Source organism: Nocardioides sediminis (assembly GCF_003047295.1).
Classification (GTDB): Bacteria; Actinomycetota; Actinomycetes; order Propionibacteriales; family Nocardioidaceae; genus Nocardioides; species Nocardioides sediminis.
This window is the reverse complement of sequence record NZ_PZYZ01000006.1, coordinates 23,063-41,888: the sequence shown is the minus strand read 5'-3', so window position 1 is coordinate 41,888 and position 18,826 is coordinate 23,063. Positions and strand designations below refer to the sequence as shown.

Sequence of the window (18,826 nt, the reverse complement as noted above, 5' to 3'; positions counted from 1 at the left end):
GACACCGATGACCATGCAGACCGAGACCTACACCGTCACCGGCATGACCTGCGGCCACTGCGTCGCCAGCGTCACCGAGGAGATCAGCGAGATCCCCGGCGTCGAGTCCGTGGACGTCGTCCTCGACTCGGGTGCCGTCACCGTCACCAGCAGCCAGCCCCTCGAGCAGCAGGCCGTCCGCGCCGCCGTCGAGGAAGCCGGCTACCAGCTCGCCTGATGGGCACCCCGCTGCGCGTGGCGCTGTTCGTCACCGCGCTCGCGCTCGTCTTCGGCGCCGCCTGGGGCGTCGGCCGGGTCGTGGAGGACCGGGTCGGGCCCGTCGAGGTCGCGACCGACGAGCACGGGACCGACGATGCCGGCGGCCACCAGACCGAGGCTGCAACGGAGGGCGGGTCCGGCCACGCCGCCGCCCCCGCCGCCGACGTCCCAGGCGGCCTCCAGGTCAGCGAGTCCGGCTACACGCTGCAGCTGCCCGCGAGCGGGCTCGCACCGGGGCGCGCGACCCTGCGCTTCGTGGTGACCGGCCCGGACGGCGAGGCCGTGACGGCGTACGACGAGGAGCACGAGAAGGACCTGCACCTCATCGTCGTACGCCGCGACTTCTCCGGCTACCAGCACGTGCACCCCACGATGGCCGCCGACGGGACCTGGACGACCGACGTCGACCTCACCCCCGGCAGCTGGCGGGTCTACGCGGACTTCAAGCCCACGGGCGGACCCCCGCTGACGCTGGGCACCGACCTCGACGTCCCCGGCCGCTACGCGCCGGTCGACCACCCGGGCCACCGGACCAGCGACACCGCCGACGGCTACACCGTGGACCTCGAGGGCGACCTCGACGACGGCGCCGTCACCGTCCGGGTGAGGCGCGACGGCGAGCCGGTCACCGACCTCGAGCCCTACCTCGGCGCCTACGGCCACCTGGTCGCGCTGCGCGAGGGCGACCTGGCCTACCTGCACGTGCACCCCGAGGACGGGGACGCCGGACCCGAGGTGCCTTTCGCCGTCGAGGTGCCGAGCGCGGGCGGCTACCGCCTGTTCTTCGACTTCAAGCACGACGGCGTCGTCCGCACCGCCGAATTCGCGGTCCGCACCGGTCCCGGCGCCGCCGGATCCACCAGCGGGGAGGAGCAGTCCCATGGCCACTGACGTGGAGCTCGCCATCACGGGCATGACCTGCGCGTCCTGCGCCAACCGCATCGAGCGCAAGCTCAACAAGCTCGACGGCGTCACCGCCACGGTCAACTACGCGACCGAGAAGGCGAAGGTCAGCCACCCGGACTCGGTGAGCACCGAGGACCTGCTGCGCACCGTCGAGCAGGCCGGGTACGCCGCCACGCTGCCCGCGCCGGCCGGCGCCGACGCCGCCGCACCCGAGGCCGCCGAGCGGGACCCGCTGCGCGACCGGCTGGTGGTCAGCGCGGTGCTGAGCGTCCCGGTGGTTGCGCTGGCGATGGTGCCGGCCTGGCAGTTCGACTACTGGCAGTGGCTCTCCCTGACCCTCGCCGCTCCGGTCGTGGTCTGGGGCGCCTGGCCCTTCCACCGCGCCGCGTGGACCAACCTGCGCCACGGCGCCACCACGATGGACACCCTCGTCTCCGTCGGCGTGCTCGCCGCGCTCGGCTGGTCGCTCTACGCGCTCTTCCTCGGCACGGCCGGGACACCGGGCATGACCCACCCCTTCGAGCTGACCGTGGACCGCACCGACGGCGCGTCCAACATCTACCTCGAGGCCGCCGCCGGGGTGACGACCTTCATCCTGGCCGGCCGCTGGCTGGAGCACCGCGCCAAGCGGCAGTCCGGGGCCGCACTGCGCGCGCTGATGGAGCTCGGCGCCCGGGACGTGGCCGTGCTGCGGGACGACGGCTCCGGTGGGCGCAGCGAGACCCGGGTGCCGATCGAGCAGCTCACGGTCGGCGACCACTTCGTCGTACGCCCGGGAGAGGCCGTCGCCACCGACGGCGAGGTCGTCGAGGGCAGCTCGGCCGTGGACCGCAGCATGCTCACCGGCGAGTCGGTGCCCGTCGAGGTCGGCCCCGGCGACGCCGTCGTCGGCGCGACCGTCAATGCCGGCGGGCGACTCGTCGTCCGGGCCACCCGGGTCGGGTCGGACACCCAGCTCGCGCAGATGGCCCGGCTCGTCGAGGACGCCCAGAACGGCAAGGCCCAGGTGCAGCGGCTCGCCGACCGGATCTCGGGGATCTTCGTGCCAATCGTCATCGGGCTCGCGGTTGCCACCCTCGGCTTCTGGCTCGGCTCCGGCGCGGGCGCGTCGGCGGCGTTCACCGCCGCGGTCGCCGTGCTGATCATCGCCTGCCCGTGCGCCCTCGGCCTGGCCACGCCGACCGCCCTGATGGTGGGCACCGGCCGCGGCGCCCAGCTCGGCATCCTCATCAAGGGCCCCGAGGTCCTCGAGTCCACCCGCCGGGTCGACACGGTCGTGCTCGACAAGACCGGCACCGTGACCACCGGCGAGATGGCCGTCCACGACGTGGTGGCCGCCGAGGGCGAGGACGCCGCCGAGGTGCTCCGTCTTGCCGGCTCGCTCGAGCACGCCTCCGAGCACCCGATCGCGCGCGCCATCGCCGCCGCGGCCGGCGACCTGCTCCCGGTCGAGGGTTTCACCAACCGGGCGGGCCTCGGCGTCGAGGGCGTCGTCGACGGGCACGCCGTGGTCGTCGGCCGCCCCAGCCTGCTGGCCGAGTGGTCGCAGCACCTGCCACCGGCCCTGGACCGCGCGGTCCGCGACGCCCAGGACGCCGGCCGTACGCCGATCGCGGTCGGCTGGGACGGACGCGCCCGCGGCGTCGTGGTCGTCGGCGACACCGTCAAGGAGACCTCCGCCGAGGCGGTGACCATGCTCCGCGACCTCGGCCTCACGCCGTACCTCCTCACCGGCGACCACGATTCGGCCGCCCGCGCGGTCGCGGACACGGTCGGCATCGACCACGTCGTCGCCGACGTGCTGCCGGCCGACAAGGTCGACGTCGTCAAGCGCCTGCAGGACGAGGGCCGGGTCGTGGCCATGGTGGGCGACGGTGTCAACGACGCGGCCGCGCTCGCCCAGGCCGACCTCGGCCTGGCCATGGGAACCGGCACCGACGTGGCCATCGAGGCCAGCGACCTGACCCTGGTGCGCGGCGACCTGCGGGTCGCGGCCGACGCGATCCGGCTGTCCCGGCGCACCCTGACCACCATCAAGGGCAACCTGTTCTGGGCCTTCGCCTACAACGTGGCGGCCATCCCGGTGGCGGCGGCGGGGTTGCTCAACCCGATGCTGGCCGGCGCGGCGATGGCCTTCTCCAGCGTCTTCGTGGTCACCAACAGTCTGCGGCTGCGCGGCTTCCGGACCGCCGTGCGCTGAGGCGCGACGGGGCCCCGCCCGGGCGAGGCGACACGCCGGGCCCCGGAGGCCGTGGACACAAGTCCCGGCATCCCGTGAACACAAGGTGCACAACGTCGACGGCTGCGCGCGACGACTCCAAGGTGTGACCTGAGCCACACACCCCTGACAAGGAGCCGTCATGAACAGGCGCACCCCCCTCGCCACACTCGCCGTCCTCGCGGTGACGTCCCTCGCCGCCTGCGGCGGCGGCGACGCCGACCCCGCCGCCTACCCCGAGGACGAGATCACCTTCGTCGTCCCGTTCTCCGCCGGCGGACCGACCGACACCGTCACCCGGCTGATCGCCGAGCCGATGGCCGAGGAGCTCGGCCAGCAGATCGTCGTGCAGAACGTCGAGGGCGCGGGCGGCACCGTCGCGGCCGGCCAGGTGGCCGGCGAGGACCCCGACGGCTACCAGGTGCTGATGCACCACATCGGCATGTCCACGGCGCCCGCGCTCTACCCCGACCTCGAGTACAGCCCGCTGGAGGACTTCAAGACCATCGGCCTGGTCACCGAGGTGCCGATGACGATCGTGGCGCGCAAGGACTTCGAGCCCGAGACGCTCGAGGAGATGGTCAGCTACGTCAAGGAGAACGCCGACACCGTGACCCTGGCCAACGCCGGCGTCGGCGCTGCGTCCCAGCTCTGCGGCCTGCTCATCGAGCAGGCCGTCGGCACGGACCTGACCGAGGTCCCCTACGACGGCACCGGCCCGGCGCTGACCGACCTGGTCGGCGGCCAGGTCGACTTCATGTGCGACCAGACCACCAACACCACGGGCCAGATCCAGTCCGGCGACATCAAGGGCTACGCCGTGACCACCCCGGAGCCGGTCGAGGCGCTGCCCGACCTGCCCACGACCGCCGACGCGGGCCTGCCCGAGGTCGAGGTCAGCGTGTGGCACGGGCTCTACGTCCCGGCCGAGACCCCCGACGAGATCGTCGAGAAGCTCACCGACGCGCTGGCGGTCGCACTGGCCGACCAGAACGTCATCGACCAGATGGCCGACCTGGGCACCACCCCGGTGGCCGAGGACCAGGCCACCCCCGACGCCCACACGGCCAAGCTCGAGGAGCAGATCGACCTCTGGACGCCGATCATCGAGGACGCCGGGGTCACCGGCGGATGAGCACGACGCCTGCGGCGCCCGGCGACCACGCCGGGCGCCTCGGCGGGCGGTCCGGGCCGTCCCTGCCTGACCTGATGGCGGGTGCCACCTTCGTCGTGCTGGGCCTCGCGTTCGCCATCGGCGGATCGCAGTACGACGTGGGCACGGCGCTGCGGATGGGCTCCGGCTACGTCCCGATCGCGCTCGGCGGCATCCTCACGGTGCTGGGGCTGGTCATCGTGGTCGCGTCGTTCCGCGGGGTCGACCCGACGGTCGCCAACGCCGACCGCGGGCCGATCCCCTGGCAGCGCATGGGGCTGCTCGTCGGCGCGATCCTGTTCTTCGGGTTCACCGTGGGCGGGCTGGGGCTCGGCCCCAGCCTGCTGGTGACGACCTTCCTGGCCGCCCTGGCCGGGCACGGGACCCGGCCCGGCCGGGCGCTCGTGATCGCGATCGGCCTCACGGCGCTGTGCCTGGTGGTCTTCGTCAGCCTGCTCCAGCTCCGGCTGCCCATCCTCGGCGACTGGTTGGGGGGCTGACGTGGACGGCATCCTGCTGGGACTCGAGACGGCCCTCCAGCCCTCCAACATCCTCATCTGCCTGCTCGGCGTCACGCTGGGCACCGCGGTGGGGGTGCTGCCGGGCATCGGCCCGACGGCGACGGTCGCGCTGCTGCTGCCGATCACCTTCGAGTTCGACCCGGTCGCCTCGCTGATCATGCTCGCCGGCATCTACTACGGAGCGCAGTACGGCGGCTCCACGACGGCCATCCTGCTCAACCTGCCAGGGGAGTCGTCGGCGGTGGTGACGGCCCTCGACGGCCACCAGATGGCCAAGCAGGGCCGGGCCGGACCCGCGCTGGCCACGGCGGCGCTCGGCTCCTTCTTCGCCGGCACCGTGGCCACCGTGCTGGTGGCCCTCTTCGCGCCACCACTCGCCTCCGCGGCCCTGGAGTTCGGGCCGGCGGACTACTTCTCCATCGTGGTCCTGGGCCTGCTCGCCTCCATCGCGCTGGCGAGCGGGTCGGCGATCAAGGCGCTGGCCATGATCGTGCTCGGGCTGCTGCTCGGCACGATCGGGCAGGACCAGTTCACCGGCGTCCCGCGCTTCACCTTCGGTGTCCGCGAGCTCTACGGCGGGCTGGACTTCGTGTCGCTGGCGGTCGGCCTCTTCGGCCTGGCCGAGATCATCCGCAACCTCGAGCACCGGATCAACCCGAGCCTGGTGACCCGGAAGGTCCAGGGCCTGTGGCTCAGCAAGGAGGACTTCCGGCGCATCCGGCTGCCCGTCCTGCGGGGCACGACGATGGGCTCGCTGCTCGGCGTGCTGCCCGGCGGCGGGCACGTCCTGGCGAGCTTCACGTCGTACTCGCTGGAGAAGCGGATCTCCAAGAAGCCCCAGGAGTTCGGCAAGGGCGCCATCGAGGGGGTGGCGTCGCCCGAGTCGGCCAACAACGCGGCCGCGCAGACGTCGTTCATCCCGCTGCTCACCCTGGGCCTGCCGGCCCACCCGGTGATGGCGCTGCTCGTCGGCGCCTTCATCATCCAGGGCATCACCCCCGGTCCCAACGTCATCAACGACGAGCCCGAGCTCTTCTGGGGGCTCATCGCGTCGTTCTGGATCGGCAACCTGCTCCTGGTGATGCTCAACCTGCCGCTGATCGGCCTGTGGGTGCGGATGCTGAGCGTGCCCTACAGCGTGCTGTTCCCGGCGATCATCGCCTTCGCGTCGATCGGCTGCTACTCGCTGGGCCTCAACGCCTGGGACGTCTTCGCCGTCGCGGTGGCCGGCGTGCTGGGCTACTTCCTCATCCGCTGGGGGTGCGAGGCGGCGCCGCTGCTGCTGGGCTTCGTCCTGGGACCGCTCCTGGAGGAGAACCTGCGCCGGGCGATGATCATCTCGCGGGGCGACCCGTCGGTGTTCGTCACCCGGCCGATCTCGGCGACGCTCCTCGCGCTCGCGCTGATCATCGTGGTGGCGGCCCTGCTGCCGTCCGTGCGCAAGAAGCGCGAGGTCGTCTTCAGCGGCGAGGACGACTGACCTCGTCCCCGCCTTCGGCGGCGGTGTGCTGCCAGCGGTACTCCACCTCTGGCCGCCCACCGCCGCCGTAGCGCAGCGAGCGCACCACGACGCCGACCTCCGCGAGGTGCTCGAGGTAGCGGCGGGCGGTGACCCGCGAGCTCTCCAGCCGCTCGGCCAGCTCACGGGCCGACAGGACCCCGGGCGGCTGCCGCAGCTCGACCATCGTCTCCTGCAGCCGCTCGGCGGTCAGCCCCTTGGGCAGCGCCCCGGCGACGCCGGTCACCCGCAACGAGCCCAGCATCCGGTCCACCTCGTCCTGGACGACCTCGGCGGGCGCGTCGACGAGCTGGCGGCGGTACTCGGCGTACTGCTCGAGCTTGGAGCGGAACATCGGGAACGTGAAGGGCTTGATGAGGTAGAGCGCCACCCCGTGCGCCACCGCCCGGCGCACCATGTCGGCGTCGCGCGCGGACGTCACCGCGATGACGTCGCACAGGTCGCCGGCGGCGCGCAGGTTGCGCAGCAGGCCGAGGCCGTGGCCGTCGGGGAGGTACATGTCGAGCAGCACCAGGTCGACGGGGAGCTCGCCCAGCAGCCGCGACGCCTCGGTGGCCGAGTGGGCGACGCCCACCACCTCGAAGCCGTCGACGCGGCGGGTGTACTCCGCGTGCGCCTCGGCCACCAGCGGCTCGTCCTCCACGACGAGGACCCGGACGCTCACGACACACGCTCCAGTCGCGGGGTCCCCAGGACGACGACGAGCTCGGCGCCACCGAGGGGCGAGCTGCCGATGGTGACGCTGCCGCCGAGGCGGCGGGCCACCTGGGAGACGAGCGCCAGGCCCAGGCCCCGCCCGTCGCCGGCGTCGGCCTTGGTGGTCCAGCCGCGCTCGAGCGCGTGGGCGGCCTCGTCGGGCGCGAGCCCGGGGCCGCTGTCGCCGACGACCAGACGGGTGTGGTCGTCGGAGCCGTCGAGGTGCACGACGATGCGGCGGTCCTGGCTGCCGGCGACGGCGTCCATCGCGTTGTCGACCAGGTTGCCCAGCACGGTCACCAGGTCGCGGGTGGAGACCTCCGGGTGGGTCCCGGTCAGCTCGCCGTCGACGGTCAGCGAGACGCCGCGCTCGGCGGCCTCGGCGGACTTGCCGAGCAGCAGGGCCGCGACCACGGGCTCGCCGACGGCGCCGACCACCTGGTCGGTGAGCATCTGGGCGACCTGGAGCTCACCGGTGACGAACTCGACCGCCTCCTCGGGACGGCCCATCTCGATCAGCGACACCACGGTGTGCAGGCGGTTGGCGGCCTCGTGCGTCTGGGCGCGCAGCGACTCGGTGAGACCGCGGACGACGTCGAGCTCGCCGGTCAGCGCCTGGAGCTCGGTGTGGTCGCGCAGCGTCACCACGGCGCCGACCTCGCGGCCCTCCCACAGCGCGGTGCTGGTGCTGGCGACGAGCACGTGGTCACCGGTCACGTAGACCTCGTCGGCGCCCCGCTCGCCGGAGGCGGCCTCGACCAGGGCGGGCGGCAGGCCGAGCTCGCTCAGCGAGCGGCCCACCACGTCGTCGGGCAGCCGCAGCAGCCGACGGGCCTCGTCGTTGACCAGCTGCACCCGACCCTCGAGGTCGATGAGCAGCAGGCCCTCGCGCACCGCGTGCAGGACGGCCCGGTAGTACTCGTACATCCGGGTGATCTCGCGCTCGCCCAGCCCGTGGGTCTGGCGGCGCAGCCGGTTGCTGATGAACCACGCGCCGAGGACGCCGACGATCAGCACGGCCAGCGCCGCGACCACGATGTCCCAGAACTCGTCGACCAGCAGGTCGTCGAGCTGCCGCAGCGTGATGCCGACGGACACCAGCGCGACGACGTCGTCGTCGGGCGCCGTGGTGGGCGCAGCCGTGGACGGGGCGAGGACCGGCACGATGGACCGGATCGAGGGGCCCAGCGTGCCGACGTACTCCTCGGTGTAGACCTCGCCGTCGGGGGCACCGCCCAGGTTGCCGATGAAGGCCCTGCCGAGCTGCTCGACGCTCGGGTGGGAGTAGCGCGTCCGGTCCGGGGCCATCACCACGACGAAGTCGACGCCGGTGTCGACCCGCACCGCCTCCGCGAAGGGCTGGATCAGCGCCGAGGGGTCCTCGGTCCGCAGCGCCTCGTGCAGCACCGGCGCCCGGGCGACCGCCTGGGCGACCGAGATCGCCTCGTCGCGGGCGCTGGCCCGGATGTCGGACCGGGCGTCGTACGTCGCGAGCGCGAGCGCCGTGACCACCAGGACCAGCACTGCGACGAGCTGCAGCACCAGCACCTGGCGCGCCACGGACCGCTCGCGTCCGACCCGTCTCAGCACGGCGACATCGTAGGCCCGTCCGTGAGGGCGGTCTCATGCCCGGCGCGTGCCCCCGAGGTCCCCGGCGTCATGGCGCGATCCCGATGCCGGGGAGGTGGGACCAGGCCCGCTCCTGCGCTGCCGTGAGCACCGGCCAGCGGTGCCCACCCGGCCGGGCCTCGACGCGCTCGGCGTACGCGGCGGGCGTGTAGGTCGGGTCGAGGAAGCAGCCGGTGCCGTAGCGGGCGTCGGCAGCCGGGCAGCTCGCAGCGACCTGCTCCGCGGTCGGCCGCACGCCCGTCTCCACCCAGTCCGCCAGCGCGGCCATCACGGTGGCGTAGCCGGAGTCGCTCAGCGAGCTGTGCTCGGACTCGCGGCTGAAGGCCTGCACCAGGAGGTCGTCGGTGCCGGCTCCCTCGCGCGACTCGCGGTAGGCCGACTCGTGCTCCACGAAGGCGGTCGGGTCGTCGATGGCGTGCAGCGTCACGGTCGGCACCTGCACGGCGCCGGTGGGGTCGCTGTCCCAGGAGAGGTCGCGCCGCGCCGTGGGGTCGGCGGCGAAGCGCTCGACGCCGGCGTTGAGGGCCTTGTCGTCGTGGCTGCCGGAGTAGCGGATGCCCTGGTTGGAGAAGGGGTTCCGGCCCTCGAGGCGCTGGTGCACGATGTCGCGGAAGGTGAAGGTGGCGAACCGCAGGTGGGACTCGATGGTGCGCTCGGGGATCTTGGTCACCGCCAGGATGTCGTCGAGGTTGCGCTGCTGGAGCGCCGTCCGGTCGGCGGGGTCGGACTGGTAGCCGGTGCACTCCTGGAGCCGCGAGCGCAGCCCGGCGGACGTCATCGTCGAATCCTCGCGCAAGCCCATCCAGAGCGGGTACTGCACCTCCGTGGGCCGCGGGTGGTTGCCGCAGTAGTACTGGTAGACCACGCGCAGGTCGACGCGGTAGTCGTAGCCGCGCGAGCCGCCGGCCAGGACGCCGTTGGTCAGCAGGACGCCGTCGTACGACGTGGGGTGCACCTCGACGAGCTTGGCGGCGACGTCGCCGCCCCACGACTGGCCGTGGGCGAAGGTGCGACCCGGGACCCCGACAGCCTCCTCGAAGACCAGGCGTGCGTTCTCGGTGTCCGCGACGGCCATCCGGGCGCCGTAGCCGCCGCGTCGGTAGGCCGAGCCCACCCACGCGTAGCCCTCGCGCACCATGACCGACCAGCGGTCGAGGTCCTCCGGGCTCCGTTCCGGGTCGGACTCCGGGTCCAGCCCGGGGCCGCCGTGGGCGTGCACGACGAGGTCGCCGTTCCAGTCGTCGGGGACGGCGAAGGTGTACCACGCGCCGTTGTCGTCCTGCCCGGACCAGCACGTGGCGAGGTCGCCCACGGCGGGCGGACAGGCGACCGGCGCGGGAGCGGCGGCGGCCCCGGCGGGCGCGGTGGGAGCGAGCAGGCCGGCGAGCAGCAGGGCGCCGCCGGCGCCGGCAGCCAGGCTGCGGGCGAGTCGTGTGGTCGGTCGGTGCGGCATGTCATGCCTCCGTGGATGGCGGGCACCCGATGCACCCGGTGGCCCGACGCTAGGACGGTGTGACCTGGGTCTCACTCTTGTGTTCGTTGTGTTTCCGGGCCGTGACAGGATCACCGCGACCCCCGGTGGACGACCAAGGAGTGACCATGGGCCTGTTCGACCTGTTCCGCGCCGACCCCGACGACATCGCGACGACGCGCTCGGCGCTCGAGGCCGCGCAGGACGCGACGAAGGACGACGGCGCGATCCACCGGGTGATGGAGATCCTCTTCGACACCGGCCTCGACGGGCGGGGGCCCATCCGCTCGGCGGAGCAGGTCGCGGCCAGGGCGCGACGCGGCACGAGCAGCGCGGAGGACGCGGTCGGGGCCGTCGCGCGGGGCGCCACCGTGGGCGCCGCGGTCGGCGGTTTCGTCACCGGCGTCGGCGGCTTCGTCACGATGCCGGTCGCCCTGCCGGCCAACCTGCTCGAGTTCTACGTCCAGGCCACCCGGATGGTGGGCGCCATCGCGTCCCTGCACGGCTACGACCTCACCGACGAGCGGATCAGGACGGCCGTGATGCTCACCCTCGTCGGCTCTCGGTCGGAGGAGGTCCTGCGCAAGGCCGGGATGACCAGCGCGAGCGGCCGCTTCGCGGCCGTGGCCACCCGCGGGCTGCCGCCGGCCGCCCTGATGGTCCTCAACAAGGCGATCGGCTTCAACCTGATGCGGGGCGTCGGGCTCAAGGCCCTCGGCGGGCTCGGTCGCGGGGTCCCGGTCGTCGGCGGCCTGCTGGGCGGCGGGATCGACGCCTGGATGATGAAGCGCATCGCCGACCACGCGCTGACGGAGTTCCCGCCGGTCACCGGCTCCGCTCCCGCCGCCTGAGGCGTACGACGGTCAGGACGCGTCCGCGACCACCTCGCGGATCGCGTCGGCCTCCTCCGCCACGGTGGCGGCGTCGACCAGGTCGCCGGCGTCGCTGGTGAGCAGGTCGGCCCACCGGTCGACCACCTCGTCGGCCAGCCCGCTGGCGTAGAGCTCCTCGACCAGCGCGGCGCGGGCGTCGTCGACCATCGCGGCCCACTCGTCCACGGCGGTGAAGCGCTCGACGAGCACGTTGGACCCGCCGCGCATGCCGCCGTCGGGCCGCTCGCCGCCGGGGGGCTCCATCCCCTCGGACATCCCCTCCGGCGGCTCCATCCCCTCCGGCATCCCCTCGGGCCGCTCGCCGTCCGTGCCGAACCCACCCGGGCCGCCGCCGGGTCCGCCGAAGCCACCGAAGGCCAGGTTGTGGTCCCACGCGACGACGGTGAACCCGCCGGACTCCGCGTCGTAGCGCAGGTAGGAGTTGTTGCCCGGCCCGTCGATGTCGTCGGTGTTGCCCACCAGGTCCTCGAAGGCCAGGTATCGGGCGAACGCCTCGAGGTCGAGGCGGTCGGCCAGCCCTTCCTGCAGCTCGGCGTCGGTGCTGTTGTTGAGGAAGTCGAGCAGGTCGATGAGCGGGGTGAGGTCGTCCTCGCCGGTCTCCTGGTCGAAGACGTCGGTGTAGGAGTCCGGGTCGGCGCCCCGCCAGGACCAGTCGCCCTCGGCCTCGGACTTGTAGAGCAGCCCACGTGTGCTGAAGTTCTCCGCCTCCCACGCCTCGTCCAGCGCCTGCACGACGAGCCGCAGCCGCGGGTCGCCGTCGTTGACGGTGAACGACGTGGCGACGGCGTGCTCGCTGGCCAGCCCGGCCTCGGCGAGCAGGTCGAGGGCGACGGCCTCGTTGAGCGCGGTCTCGGTGTTGTTGGACCGGACGACGAAGTCGGTCCAGCCGTCCAGCGACTGGCCCTTGACGTACTCGTCCAGCCGCAGGAGCCACGGCAGGTCGGCCGGGTCCGAGTCCTCCGAGACGCTCCTCAGCGAGCTGTTGCCCTTGAGCCGCAGGCCGACGCGCTCGTAGGTCGTGCCGTCGATCGTCGCCGTCGCCTCGATCCACTCCTTCTCGCCGCTCTCGCGGTAGGTCTCGACCATCGAAGTGACCGCGCCGTCGTCGACCTCGAGGGAGATGTCGTGGACGGTGCCGGCGTCCCAGATGCCGGTGCCCTCACCCGCGTCGACGGCGGCGGTGGTGACGCCGCTGGTGGCGACTCCGTGGTCGGCGGTGGTGACCGCGACGGCCGTGCCGCCGCCGACGGCGAGGACGGCCAGGGTGGCGATGACGACCGTGCGGCGCCGCAGGCGGGACGGACGGGGGTCGGGGTTCATGCGGCGTCTCCTTCGGAGAGGGTCAGGCCGGGGGCCAGGTGACGGGTGGTGACCCGGTGCCAGCGGTTGCCGGGCAGCCCGGGGGTGAGCAGGGACAGGCCGGTGCCGTACTTGGAGATCCGCGCCGGGCGGTGGCCCAGCGACCACAGCCGCCGGTCCAGGGGGCCGGCCCCGCCGGGCGGCGACTTGGTCTCCACGACCAGCACCGGGCCGACCTCGGCGCGGGCGGAGGCCGTCGTCCAGGCCAGGCGGGCGTCGACGGTCGCCCGCCCGCCGCCGCCGGGCAGCAGCAGCGTGGTCCGGTCGTACGCCGTGTGCAGGGTGGCCACGAGTCCCCGCGGGTCCACGCCCGCGGCACCGGCCGCGGCGAGCCGCTCGGCGACCCACCCCACGGCCTGCGGGCCGACCTCGGCGCACAGCGCTGCGTCGTACGGCAGGCGGTCCTTGACGGTCACGCCGCGCGCACCGCGGCTCTTGACCTCCAGCCAGCACTCGCCGGACTCGGCGTAGACACGGGTGCGGACCTTCCAGCGGCGGCGCCGCGGGTGGGCGGAGGCGGCCCAGCTGGCGAGGTCGTTGGTGTCGAGGTACGTCGACCCGTAGCGCGCGGAGCGCCGGCCGGCCACCTCGAGGACGCGCAGGTCCGGTACGCCGCCCAGCACGGCGGCGAGGTCGGTGACGGGGACGACGTACTTGCGGTCGGTACGGACCAGCAGCCCGGCGGTGGCGTTGAGCTCGTCGAGCCCCACGGCGGGGAGGGTGTCGAGGAGGTGCATGTCAGTGGGCCGCCAGCGCGTCGACACGCTCCACGGCCGGCATCGCCGGGCGCGAGGAGGGCGAGTAGCGGACGTCGACGGTCGTGGCGTCGTCGACCAGGTCGACGCGCAGCGCGACGGCCCGGTGCACGCGCGCGTCCAGGACGAGCTCGAGGCGCTCGACGAGGGCGGCCTCGTCGGTGATCGCCGAGTCGAGCACGACGACCTGCTGGCGGGCACCGCGCTGGAGCAGCCGGCTGTCGGCGGCGGCCACCACGGCGACCAGCAGCACCATCAGCCCGACCGCCGTGCGGGGGTCGGCGGTGCCCAGGCCACCGAGCAGCCCGAGGGCCAGGGAGGCGAAGTAGTAGGCGATCTCGTGCTGCCCCAGCTCGGCGGAGCGCAGCCGGATGATCGACAGCACCCCGAACAGGCCGAGCCCCAGGCCCACCGTCGCCGCGCTGCTCGACAGGGCCATCGTGACGGCCAGGACGCCGACGTTGACGGCGATGAAGGCCGTGACCAGGTCGCCGCGGCGGTGCCGCGGGTAGTAGACGGCCAGGGCCAGGACGAGGACGGCGGCCACGTCGGCCAGGGCGAGCAGGTGATCGGGCATGCGGGGCTCCTCCGGTTCGGGTGCGTGTCACCGGAACGTTCACGTCCGCACCTGTCGCCCGCCTTCCGCGACGCTGTGCCGCACCTGTGAGGAGACCCGGGCTACTCCCGGTCGCGGGTGTGCACCAGCCAGCCGATGCCGAGGAACGGCAGCACGAGCGGCAGGTAGCCGTAGCCCTGGCCGTAGGCCGACCAGACCGTCGCGTCGGGGAAGAGCTCCGGGTCGAGCACGGTCAGGGTGCCGACGGTGAGCACCCCGACCAGCTCGAAGACGACGGCCGCCCACGCCATGGTGCGGGGGCGCGGTCCGACCTCCGCGAGCCCGAGGGTCGCCAGGACGTAGACCACCGCCGCGACCCCGGAGAGCGAGTAGGCCAGCGGGGCCTCGGAGGCGCGGGTCAGCAGCTGCACGGCGCTGCGGGCGGTCGCGGCGAGCGCGAACACGGCGTACGTCGCGACGAGGACCCGTCCGAGACCCGTCGACGTCGACCGGACGTCAGGCTGCGGCATGGATCTGGACCAGCCGCAGGACGAGGAACGCGACGGTCAGCAGGGCGACAATGAGCACCGCGGTGGCGCCCCGGCTGCGCTCCCCCAGCGACCACAGCAGCCCGAGCGGCAGCACGACCAGGACGGCCAGCAGGTAGCCGACGAAGGTGATGCCGGGGTCGTTGCTCCCGCCGATGAGCTGGGCGATCCCGGCGACCGCCTGCACGAGCAACCCGAGCTCGAGAACGCCGAGCAGGGCGATGAGCACCCGGTCGGGGCTGCGGTCCAGGGCGACGTAGACGCCGGTGACGAGGGCGAGGACGAGCGCGCCCACGATGAGGGCCGTCTGGAGCGGTTCGATCACCGCGCCAGTCTGTCAGGGGGCCTGCGACGGGCGAGCCGGCGTCAGGGGGTCGCGGGCACCGGTCCCGGCCGGCCCGCGCTCATCATCAGCAGGTCGATCATCGGGGCCCGCACCTCCGGCCCGGACCCCCGCGCCCAGTCGGTGTCCGTGGCGACCATCCGCGTCCGGGAGAGGAGACCACGCGTCCCGAAGAGGAAGGTCATGAGGAGCACCCGGTCGGCGGCGACGGCGGCCGCCTCCGGCGGGACCTCGACGGTCCGGCCGAGGGGGCGCAGGCAGTCCTGGGTGTGGACGATGGCGTCGATCAGGGGCTCGACGTGCGTCACGGTGACCGGCCCCCTCGGCACCTCGGCCCACTCGTCGTACTGCCTCAGGATCTCCGCCACCGGGGCCTGCCCGCGCCGCAGGCCGTCGCGAAAGAGCAACGTGTTGTATCCGCGCCAGGCGCCCCCCAGCGCGCGAGCGGTGGCGGTCCAGCCCATCTGGGGGCTCGCGATGGCGTGCGCCGCGGTGTCGCGCACCCGCCAGCCGGCGCACAGCGACGGCCGCTCCCACTCGTCGGGCGTCAGCTCGTGCAGCGCCTCGCGCAGCGCCACCCGTTGGGCGATGGTGTGCTGCCAGACCTCGTCACGCTTCACGGCGGACCCTCCCCGGTCACCTCGCGATCGGTCAGTCTCACTGACTATCTAACAATGGTCAGATAGGCTGACCGTCGTGTCAAGGAGCATGTCGAGGGAGGAACCACCCATGAGCGGACCGAGCACCGGCGTGCTCATGTTCATCGCCCAGCGCCACGTCGAGATGCGGGTGATGGAGGCCGTCGCCGCCCTCGGGTACGACGACCTCACGCTCGCGCAGGCCCGCCTCGGGGCCCGCATCGGCGAGGAGGGCACGCGAGCCACCGAGCTGGCGGAGGCGGCACAGGTGACGAAGCAGACCGCCGGCTACCTCGTCGACCAGCTCGAGCGCGCGGGCTACGTCGAGCGGCGGCCCGATCCGACCGACGCACGGGCCCGCCTGGTCTGCTTCACCGAGCGGGGCCGCGACCTCCAGCGAGCGGCGCGCGAGGTCGAGCGCCGGGTGGAGGCGGAGTGGGCGGACCACCTCGGGCCCGAGCGGCTGGAGACCCTGCGCGAGCTGCTGACGGAGCTGCGGGAGATCACCGACCCGTGGTGGGAGGGACCCCCGCGCGCCGCGGAGCTGTCAGGAGCGCAGCGCGGGTAGCACCTCCGCGGCGAAGGCCTCGATGAACGGCCCCTGCTCCTGCCCGACGAAGTGCAGGTAGATGTCGTCGAACCCGAGGTCGGCGTACTCCGCCAGCCACTCCCGGTGGCGCCCTAGGTCGGCGGAGACCCGGACGGCCTCGCGCACCGCCTCGATCCCGACGTGCTCGCCCATCAGGTCGAAGGCCTGCGGTGTCTCGGTGTCCCAGTTGACCGGCTCGCTGAACACGTTGGTGCGCCACTGGTCGTGCGCGATCGCCTCGGCCTCCTGCTCCGTCGGCGCCCACGACAGGTGCACCTGCAGTGCCGCCCGGCCACGCCCGCCGGCGTCGCGGTAGGCGGCCAGCAGGTCGCGCAGCACCTCGACCGGCTGGTTGAGGGTCGCGACGCCGTCCGCCCACGCCGCCACGCGGCCCGCGGAGGCGACCGACACCGCCGGTCCGATCAGCAGCGGCCGCTGCTCCGGCACCTCCCACAGCCGGGCGCGGTCGACGGTGACCAGACCGCGATGGGTGACCTCCTCGCCGTCGAGCATCCGGGAGATGACGTCGACGCACTCCTCGAGCCGTCGCGTGCGCTGCTCCTTGTCGGGCCAGCGCTCGCCGGTGATGTGCTCGTTGGAGGCCTCGCCGCTGCCGAGGGCGACCCAGAACCGGCCGGGGAACATCTGGGCGAGGGTGGCGATCCGCTGGGCGTGCACCGCCGGGTGGTAGCGCTGCCCGGGCGCCGAGACGCACCCGAGGTCCAGGTCGGTGGTGGCCAGGGCGGCGCCGAGCCACGACCACGCGTAGCCGGAGTGGCCGTGCCGGGTGCTCCACGGGGAGAAGTGGTCCGAGCACATCGCCATCTCGAAGCCGGCGCGCTCGGCGTGCTGGACGTCGGCGAGCAGCTGTCGGGGCGAGATCTGCTCGTGGGAGGCGTGGAAGCCGATGCGGGTCACGGGGTTCTCTCTCTCGGGGCTCTCGGGTGGTCGTGCGGGTCTGGTCGGACTGCTCGGTGGTCCGGACTGCTCAGTGGTCGATGCGCCGGTCGCCCTCGGGGACGACCCGCCACCAGCAGTAGCCGTAGGCCGGCAGGGTCAGGGTGATCCGGCCGCGCGGCCCCGCCTCCCGGCGCTGGGCCGGTCCCGGGGTGAGCAGGTCCACCAGGCCGGTGCCGCGCGCCACGCCGGGCACCTCCACGTTGACCTCGACCGGCTCGGCGGCGAAGTTGTGCAGCGCCACCAGGGCCCACTCGTCCTTGCGGCACACGTGCGCGAGCACGCGGCGGTCGGGCTGGTCGAGCACCTCGACCGCGGACCATCCGATCTCCGGCGACTGCCGGTAGCGGGAGATCAGCCGCTGCATGAACGACCACAGCGACTCGGGGTCGTTGCGCTGCTGTCCCACGTTGACCTGCTCGGGCCCGTAGGCGCCCTCGGTCACGGGCCGTACCAGCGACCGCTTGGACGCGGTGGAGAAGCCGCCGTTGTCGGAGGCCTGCCACTGCATGGGGGTGCGCACCGCCAGCCGGCCCGGCACGTCGAGGTTCTCCCCCATGCCGATCTCCTCGCCGTAGAACAGCACCGGCGTCCCGGGCAGGGAGAACATCAGCGAGTAGGCCATCCGGAGGCGGCGCTCGTCGCCGCCGAACATCGGCGGGAGGCGCCGGCGCAGGCCCCGGTCGAAGAGCCGCATCTCCGGCTCCGGGCCGAAGGCGTCGAAGACCTCCTGCCGTTCCGACCGGCTGAGCTTGTCGAGGGTGAGCTCGTCGTGGTTGCGCAAGAAGTTGGCCCACTGGCTGCCGGTGTCGATGGGCGGCCGGTCCCGCAACGCCTCGACCAGCGGCCGTACGTCGCCGCGGGCCAGGGACAGGTAGGTGGCCTGCATGCCGATGAAGTCGAACTGCATGGACAGCTCGTCGGCGTCGCCGCTGCCGAAGAACTCGGCCATCTCGGGGTAGGGCAGGTTGACCTCGCCGAGGAACGCGGTGCCGCCCTGGCGCCGGTCGGCGTACGCCTTGAGCTTGCGCAGGTACTCGTGCGGGTCGAAGTGGGGGAAGCGCCGCTCCCGCTTGGGCAGCTGGTCCTCGGCGAAGAGGAAGGGGACCGCGTCGATGCGGAACCCGTCGACGCCGAGCTGCAGCCAGTAGCCCATCGTGCGCATGATCTCGTCGCGCACGGCCGGGTTGGCCAGGTTGAGGTCGGGCTGCGTCTTGTAGAAGTTGTGGAGGTACCACTGCCCGGAGTTCGGGTCCTTCTCCCAGAGGGCGTCCTCCTGGTCGGGGAAGACGACCTGCTTGCTCGTGTCGGGCGGGGTCGAGGAGCGCCACACGTACCAGTCGCGGTACGCCGAGTCCTCGCCGCGGATCGCGTCCTTCCACCACGGGTGCCGGTCCGAGGTGTGGTTCATGACGAAGTCGACGATGACCCGGATCCCGCGGGAGTGGCAGGTGCGGACCAGCTCGACGAAGTCCCCGGCGCTCCCCAGCCGCGGGTCCACCCCGTAGAAGTCGGTGATGTCGTAGCCGTCGTCGCGGTCGGCCGTCGGGTAGAACGGCATCAACCACAGGCAGGTGATGCCCAGGTCGGCGAGGTAGTCGACGCGGTGCACCATCCCGCGCAGGTCGCCCTGTCCGTCGCCGTCGAGGTCGAGGAACGTCTGCACGTCCGCGCAGTACAGGACGGCGTTCTTCCACCACAGGTCGGCGGTGTCGGTGATGTTCACGCCCGGTCTCCTCGGGGTCGTCGGGCCCTCACACCAACAGAGCGGACGCTCGCGCACAAGGGGCGCGCACCCCCAAGGTGCACGTCATCAT

At 73.1% G+C, this 18,826-nt stretch carries 19 protein-coding genes; 8 read left to right on the top strand and 11 right to left on the bottom strand.

The genetic code is table 11. The features are described 5' to 3' along the window. Positions 1–7: 7 nt before the first annotated feature. The 6 genes from DAI17_RS14285 (at position 8) to DAI17_RS14260 (ending at position 6,536) form a co-directional block, all read left to right on the top strand. Positions 8–217, top strand: a complete 210-nt coding sequence (locus tag DAI17_RS14285) for a heavy-metal-associated domain-containing protein (protein ID WP_456093753.1) — start codon at positions 8–10, stop codon at positions 215–217. Next, a complete protein-coding gene (locus DAI17_RS14280) occupies positions 217–1,149 on the top strand; it encodes a hypothetical protein (RefSeq protein WP_107773885.1) in 933 nt (310 codons plus the stop codon). The genes DAI17_RS14285 and DAI17_RS14280 overlap by 1 nt, the downstream gene beginning before the upstream one ends. Beyond that, positions 1,139–3,364 carry a heavy metal translocating P-type ATPase gene (locus tag DAI17_RS14275; protein WP_107773884.1) on the top strand — a complete coding sequence of 742 codons (2,226 nt, stop codon included), beginning with the start codon at positions 1,139–1,141 and terminating at the stop codon, positions 3,362–3,364. Before DAI17_RS14280 ends, DAI17_RS14275 begins: the two co-directional genes overlap by 11 nt. A 160-nt stretch (positions 3,365–3,524) precedes the next feature. Next, entirely contained in the window at positions 3,525–4,517 is a 993-nt protein-coding gene (locus DAI17_RS14270) for a tripartite tricarboxylate transporter substrate-binding protein (RefSeq protein WP_107773883.1), read from the top strand. Continuing rightward, positions 4,514–5,035 (top strand): tripartite tricarboxylate transporter TctB family protein, encoded by a 522-nt coding sequence (locus DAI17_RS14265; protein WP_107773882.1) that lies wholly within the window; start codon positions 4,514–4,516, stop codon positions 5,033–5,035. The genes DAI17_RS14270 and DAI17_RS14265 overlap by 4 nt, the downstream gene beginning before the upstream one ends. Before the next feature lies 1 nt (position 5,036). Continuing rightward, complete coding sequence (locus DAI17_RS14260) at positions 5,037–6,536, top strand: tripartite tricarboxylate transporter permease (RefSeq protein ID WP_107773881.1); 1,500 nt, start codon at positions 5,037–5,039, stop codon at positions 6,534–6,536. Here DAI17_RS14260 and DAI17_RS14255 read toward each other — a convergent pair. The 3 genes from DAI17_RS14255 to DAI17_RS14245 form a co-directional block, all read right to left on the bottom strand. Next, positions 6,517–7,239, bottom strand: a complete 723-nt coding sequence (locus DAI17_RS14255) for a response regulator (protein WP_107773880.1) — start codon at positions 7,237–7,239, stop codon at positions 6,517–6,519. The two genes, DAI17_RS14260 and DAI17_RS14255, sit on opposite strands and share 20 nt — an antisense overlap. Next, complete coding sequence (locus tag DAI17_RS14250; protein ID WP_107773879.1) at positions 7,236–8,861, bottom strand: sensor histidine kinase; 1,626 nt, start codon at positions 8,859–8,861, stop codon at positions 7,236–7,238. The genes DAI17_RS14255 and DAI17_RS14250 overlap by 4 nt, the downstream gene beginning before the upstream one ends. A gap of 67 nt (positions 8,862–8,928) precedes the next feature. Continuing rightward, positions 8,929–10,353 carry an alpha/beta hydrolase family protein gene (locus DAI17_RS14245; protein WP_107773878.1) on the bottom strand — a complete coding sequence of 475 codons (1,425 nt, stop codon included), beginning with the start codon at positions 10,351–10,353 and terminating at the stop codon, positions 8,929–8,931. Positions 10,354–10,499: 146 nt separating this feature from the next. Between DAI17_RS14245 and DAI17_RS14240 the strand changes: the two genes are divergently transcribed. Beyond that, entirely contained in the window at positions 10,500–11,222 is a 723-nt protein-coding gene (locus DAI17_RS14240; protein ID WP_107774124.1) for an EcsC family protein, read from the top strand. A gap of 12 nt (positions 11,223–11,234) precedes the next feature. Here DAI17_RS14240 and DAI17_RS14235 read toward each other — a convergent pair whose 3' ends face one another. From DAI17_RS14235 to DAI17_RS14210, 6 genes are all read right to left on the bottom strand, one after another. Continuing rightward, positions 11,235–12,584 (bottom strand): CotH kinase family protein, encoded by a 1,350-nt coding sequence (locus DAI17_RS14235; RefSeq protein ID WP_107773877.1) that lies wholly within the window; start codon positions 12,582–12,584, stop codon positions 11,235–11,237. Continuing rightward, positions 12,581–13,360: a VTC domain-containing protein gene (locus tag DAI17_RS14230; protein ID WP_107773876.1), complete on the bottom strand. Its 780-nt coding sequence runs from the start codon at positions 13,358–13,360 to the stop codon at positions 12,581–12,583. The genes DAI17_RS14235 and DAI17_RS14230 overlap by 4 nt, the downstream gene beginning before the upstream one ends. Before the next feature lies 1 nt (position 13,361). Next, positions 13,362–13,955 (bottom strand): DUF4956 domain-containing protein, encoded by a 594-nt coding sequence (locus DAI17_RS14225; RefSeq protein ID WP_107773875.1) that lies wholly within the window; start codon positions 13,953–13,955, stop codon positions 13,362–13,364. A gap of 101 nt (positions 13,956–14,056) precedes the next feature. Then, positions 14,057–14,464 carry a hypothetical protein gene (locus tag DAI17_RS14220; protein WP_107773874.1) on the bottom strand — a complete coding sequence of 136 codons (408 nt, stop codon included), beginning with the start codon at positions 14,462–14,464 and terminating at the stop codon, positions 14,057–14,059. Beyond that, positions 14,451–14,807 carry a hypothetical protein gene (locus DAI17_RS14215; RefSeq protein WP_107773873.1) on the bottom strand — a complete coding sequence of 119 codons (357 nt, stop codon included), beginning with the start codon at positions 14,805–14,807 and terminating at the stop codon, positions 14,451–14,453. The genes DAI17_RS14220 and DAI17_RS14215 overlap by 14 nt, the downstream gene beginning before the upstream one ends. Before the next feature lie 41 nt (positions 14,808–14,848). Further along, positions 14,849–15,445, bottom strand: a complete 597-nt coding sequence (locus DAI17_RS14210) for a maleylpyruvate isomerase family mycothiol-dependent enzyme (protein WP_159081546.1) — start codon at positions 15,443–15,445, stop codon at positions 14,849–14,851. Positions 15,446–15,554: 109 nt separating this feature from the next. Between DAI17_RS14210 and DAI17_RS14205 the strand changes: the two genes are divergently transcribed. Then, positions 15,555–16,031 (top strand): MarR family winged helix-turn-helix transcriptional regulator, encoded by a 477-nt coding sequence (locus DAI17_RS14205; RefSeq protein ID WP_107773871.1) that lies wholly within the window; start codon positions 15,555–15,557, stop codon positions 16,029–16,031. Here the strand turns inward: DAI17_RS14205 and DAI17_RS14200 are convergent. Beyond that, entirely contained in the window at positions 16,011–16,970 is a 960-nt protein-coding gene (locus tag DAI17_RS14200) for a TIGR03885 family FMN-dependent LLM class oxidoreductase (protein ID WP_107773870.1), read from the bottom strand. The two genes, DAI17_RS14205 and DAI17_RS14200, sit on opposite strands and share 21 nt — an antisense overlap. A gap of 70 nt (positions 16,971–17,040) precedes the next feature. Next, entirely contained in the window at positions 17,041–18,735 is a 1,695-nt protein-coding gene (locus DAI17_RS14195) for an alpha-amylase family protein (RefSeq protein WP_107773869.1), read from the bottom strand. Positions 18,736–18,826: the final 91 nt, after the last annotated feature.

Excerpts from the sequence above, each read along its gene's own strand:
- DAI17_RS14285 (WP_456093753.1), top strand. The coding sequence starts at position 8 with ATGACCATGCAGACCGAGACCTACACCGTCACCGGCATGACCTGCGGC.
- DAI17_RS14280 (WP_107773885.1), top strand. The coding sequence starts at position 217 with ATGGGCACCCCGCTGCGCGTGGCGCTGTTCGTCACCGCGCTCGCGCTC.
- DAI17_RS14275 (WP_107773884.1), top strand. The coding sequence starts at position 1,139 with ATGGCCACTGACGTGGAGCTCGCCATCACGGGCATGACCTGCGCGTCC.
- DAI17_RS14270 (WP_107773883.1), top strand. The coding sequence starts at position 3,525 with ATGAACAGGCGCACCCCCCTCGCCACACTCGCCGTCCTCGCGGTGACG.
- DAI17_RS14265 (WP_107773882.1), top strand. The coding sequence starts at position 4,514 with ATGAGCACGACGCCTGCGGCGCCCGGCGACCACGCCGGGCGCCTCGGC.
- DAI17_RS14245 (WP_107773878.1), bottom strand. The coding sequence starts at position 10,353 with ATGCCGCACCGACCGACCACACGACTCGCCCGCAGCCTGGCTGCCGGC.
- DAI17_RS14240 (WP_107774124.1), top strand. The coding sequence starts at position 10,500 with ATGGGCCTGTTCGACCTGTTCCGCGCCGACCCCGACGACATCGCGACG.
- DAI17_RS14235 (WP_107773877.1), bottom strand. The coding sequence starts at position 12,584 with ATGAACCCCGACCCCCGTCCGTCCCGCCTGCGGCGCCGCACGGTCGTC.
- DAI17_RS14230 (WP_107773876.1), bottom strand. The coding sequence starts at position 13,360 with ATGCACCTCCTCGACACCCTCCCCGCCGTGGGGCTCGACGAGCTCAAC.
- DAI17_RS14225 (WP_107773875.1), bottom strand. The coding sequence starts at position 13,955 with ATGCCCGATCACCTGCTCGCCCTGGCCGACGTGGCCGCCGTCCTCGTC.
- DAI17_RS14220 (WP_107773874.1), bottom strand. The coding sequence starts at position 14,464 with ATGCCGCAGCCTGACGTCCGGTCGACGTCGACGGGTCTCGGACGGGTC.
- DAI17_RS14205 (WP_107773871.1), top strand. The coding sequence starts at position 15,555 with ATGAGCGGACCGAGCACCGGCGTGCTCATGTTCATCGCCCAGCGCCAC.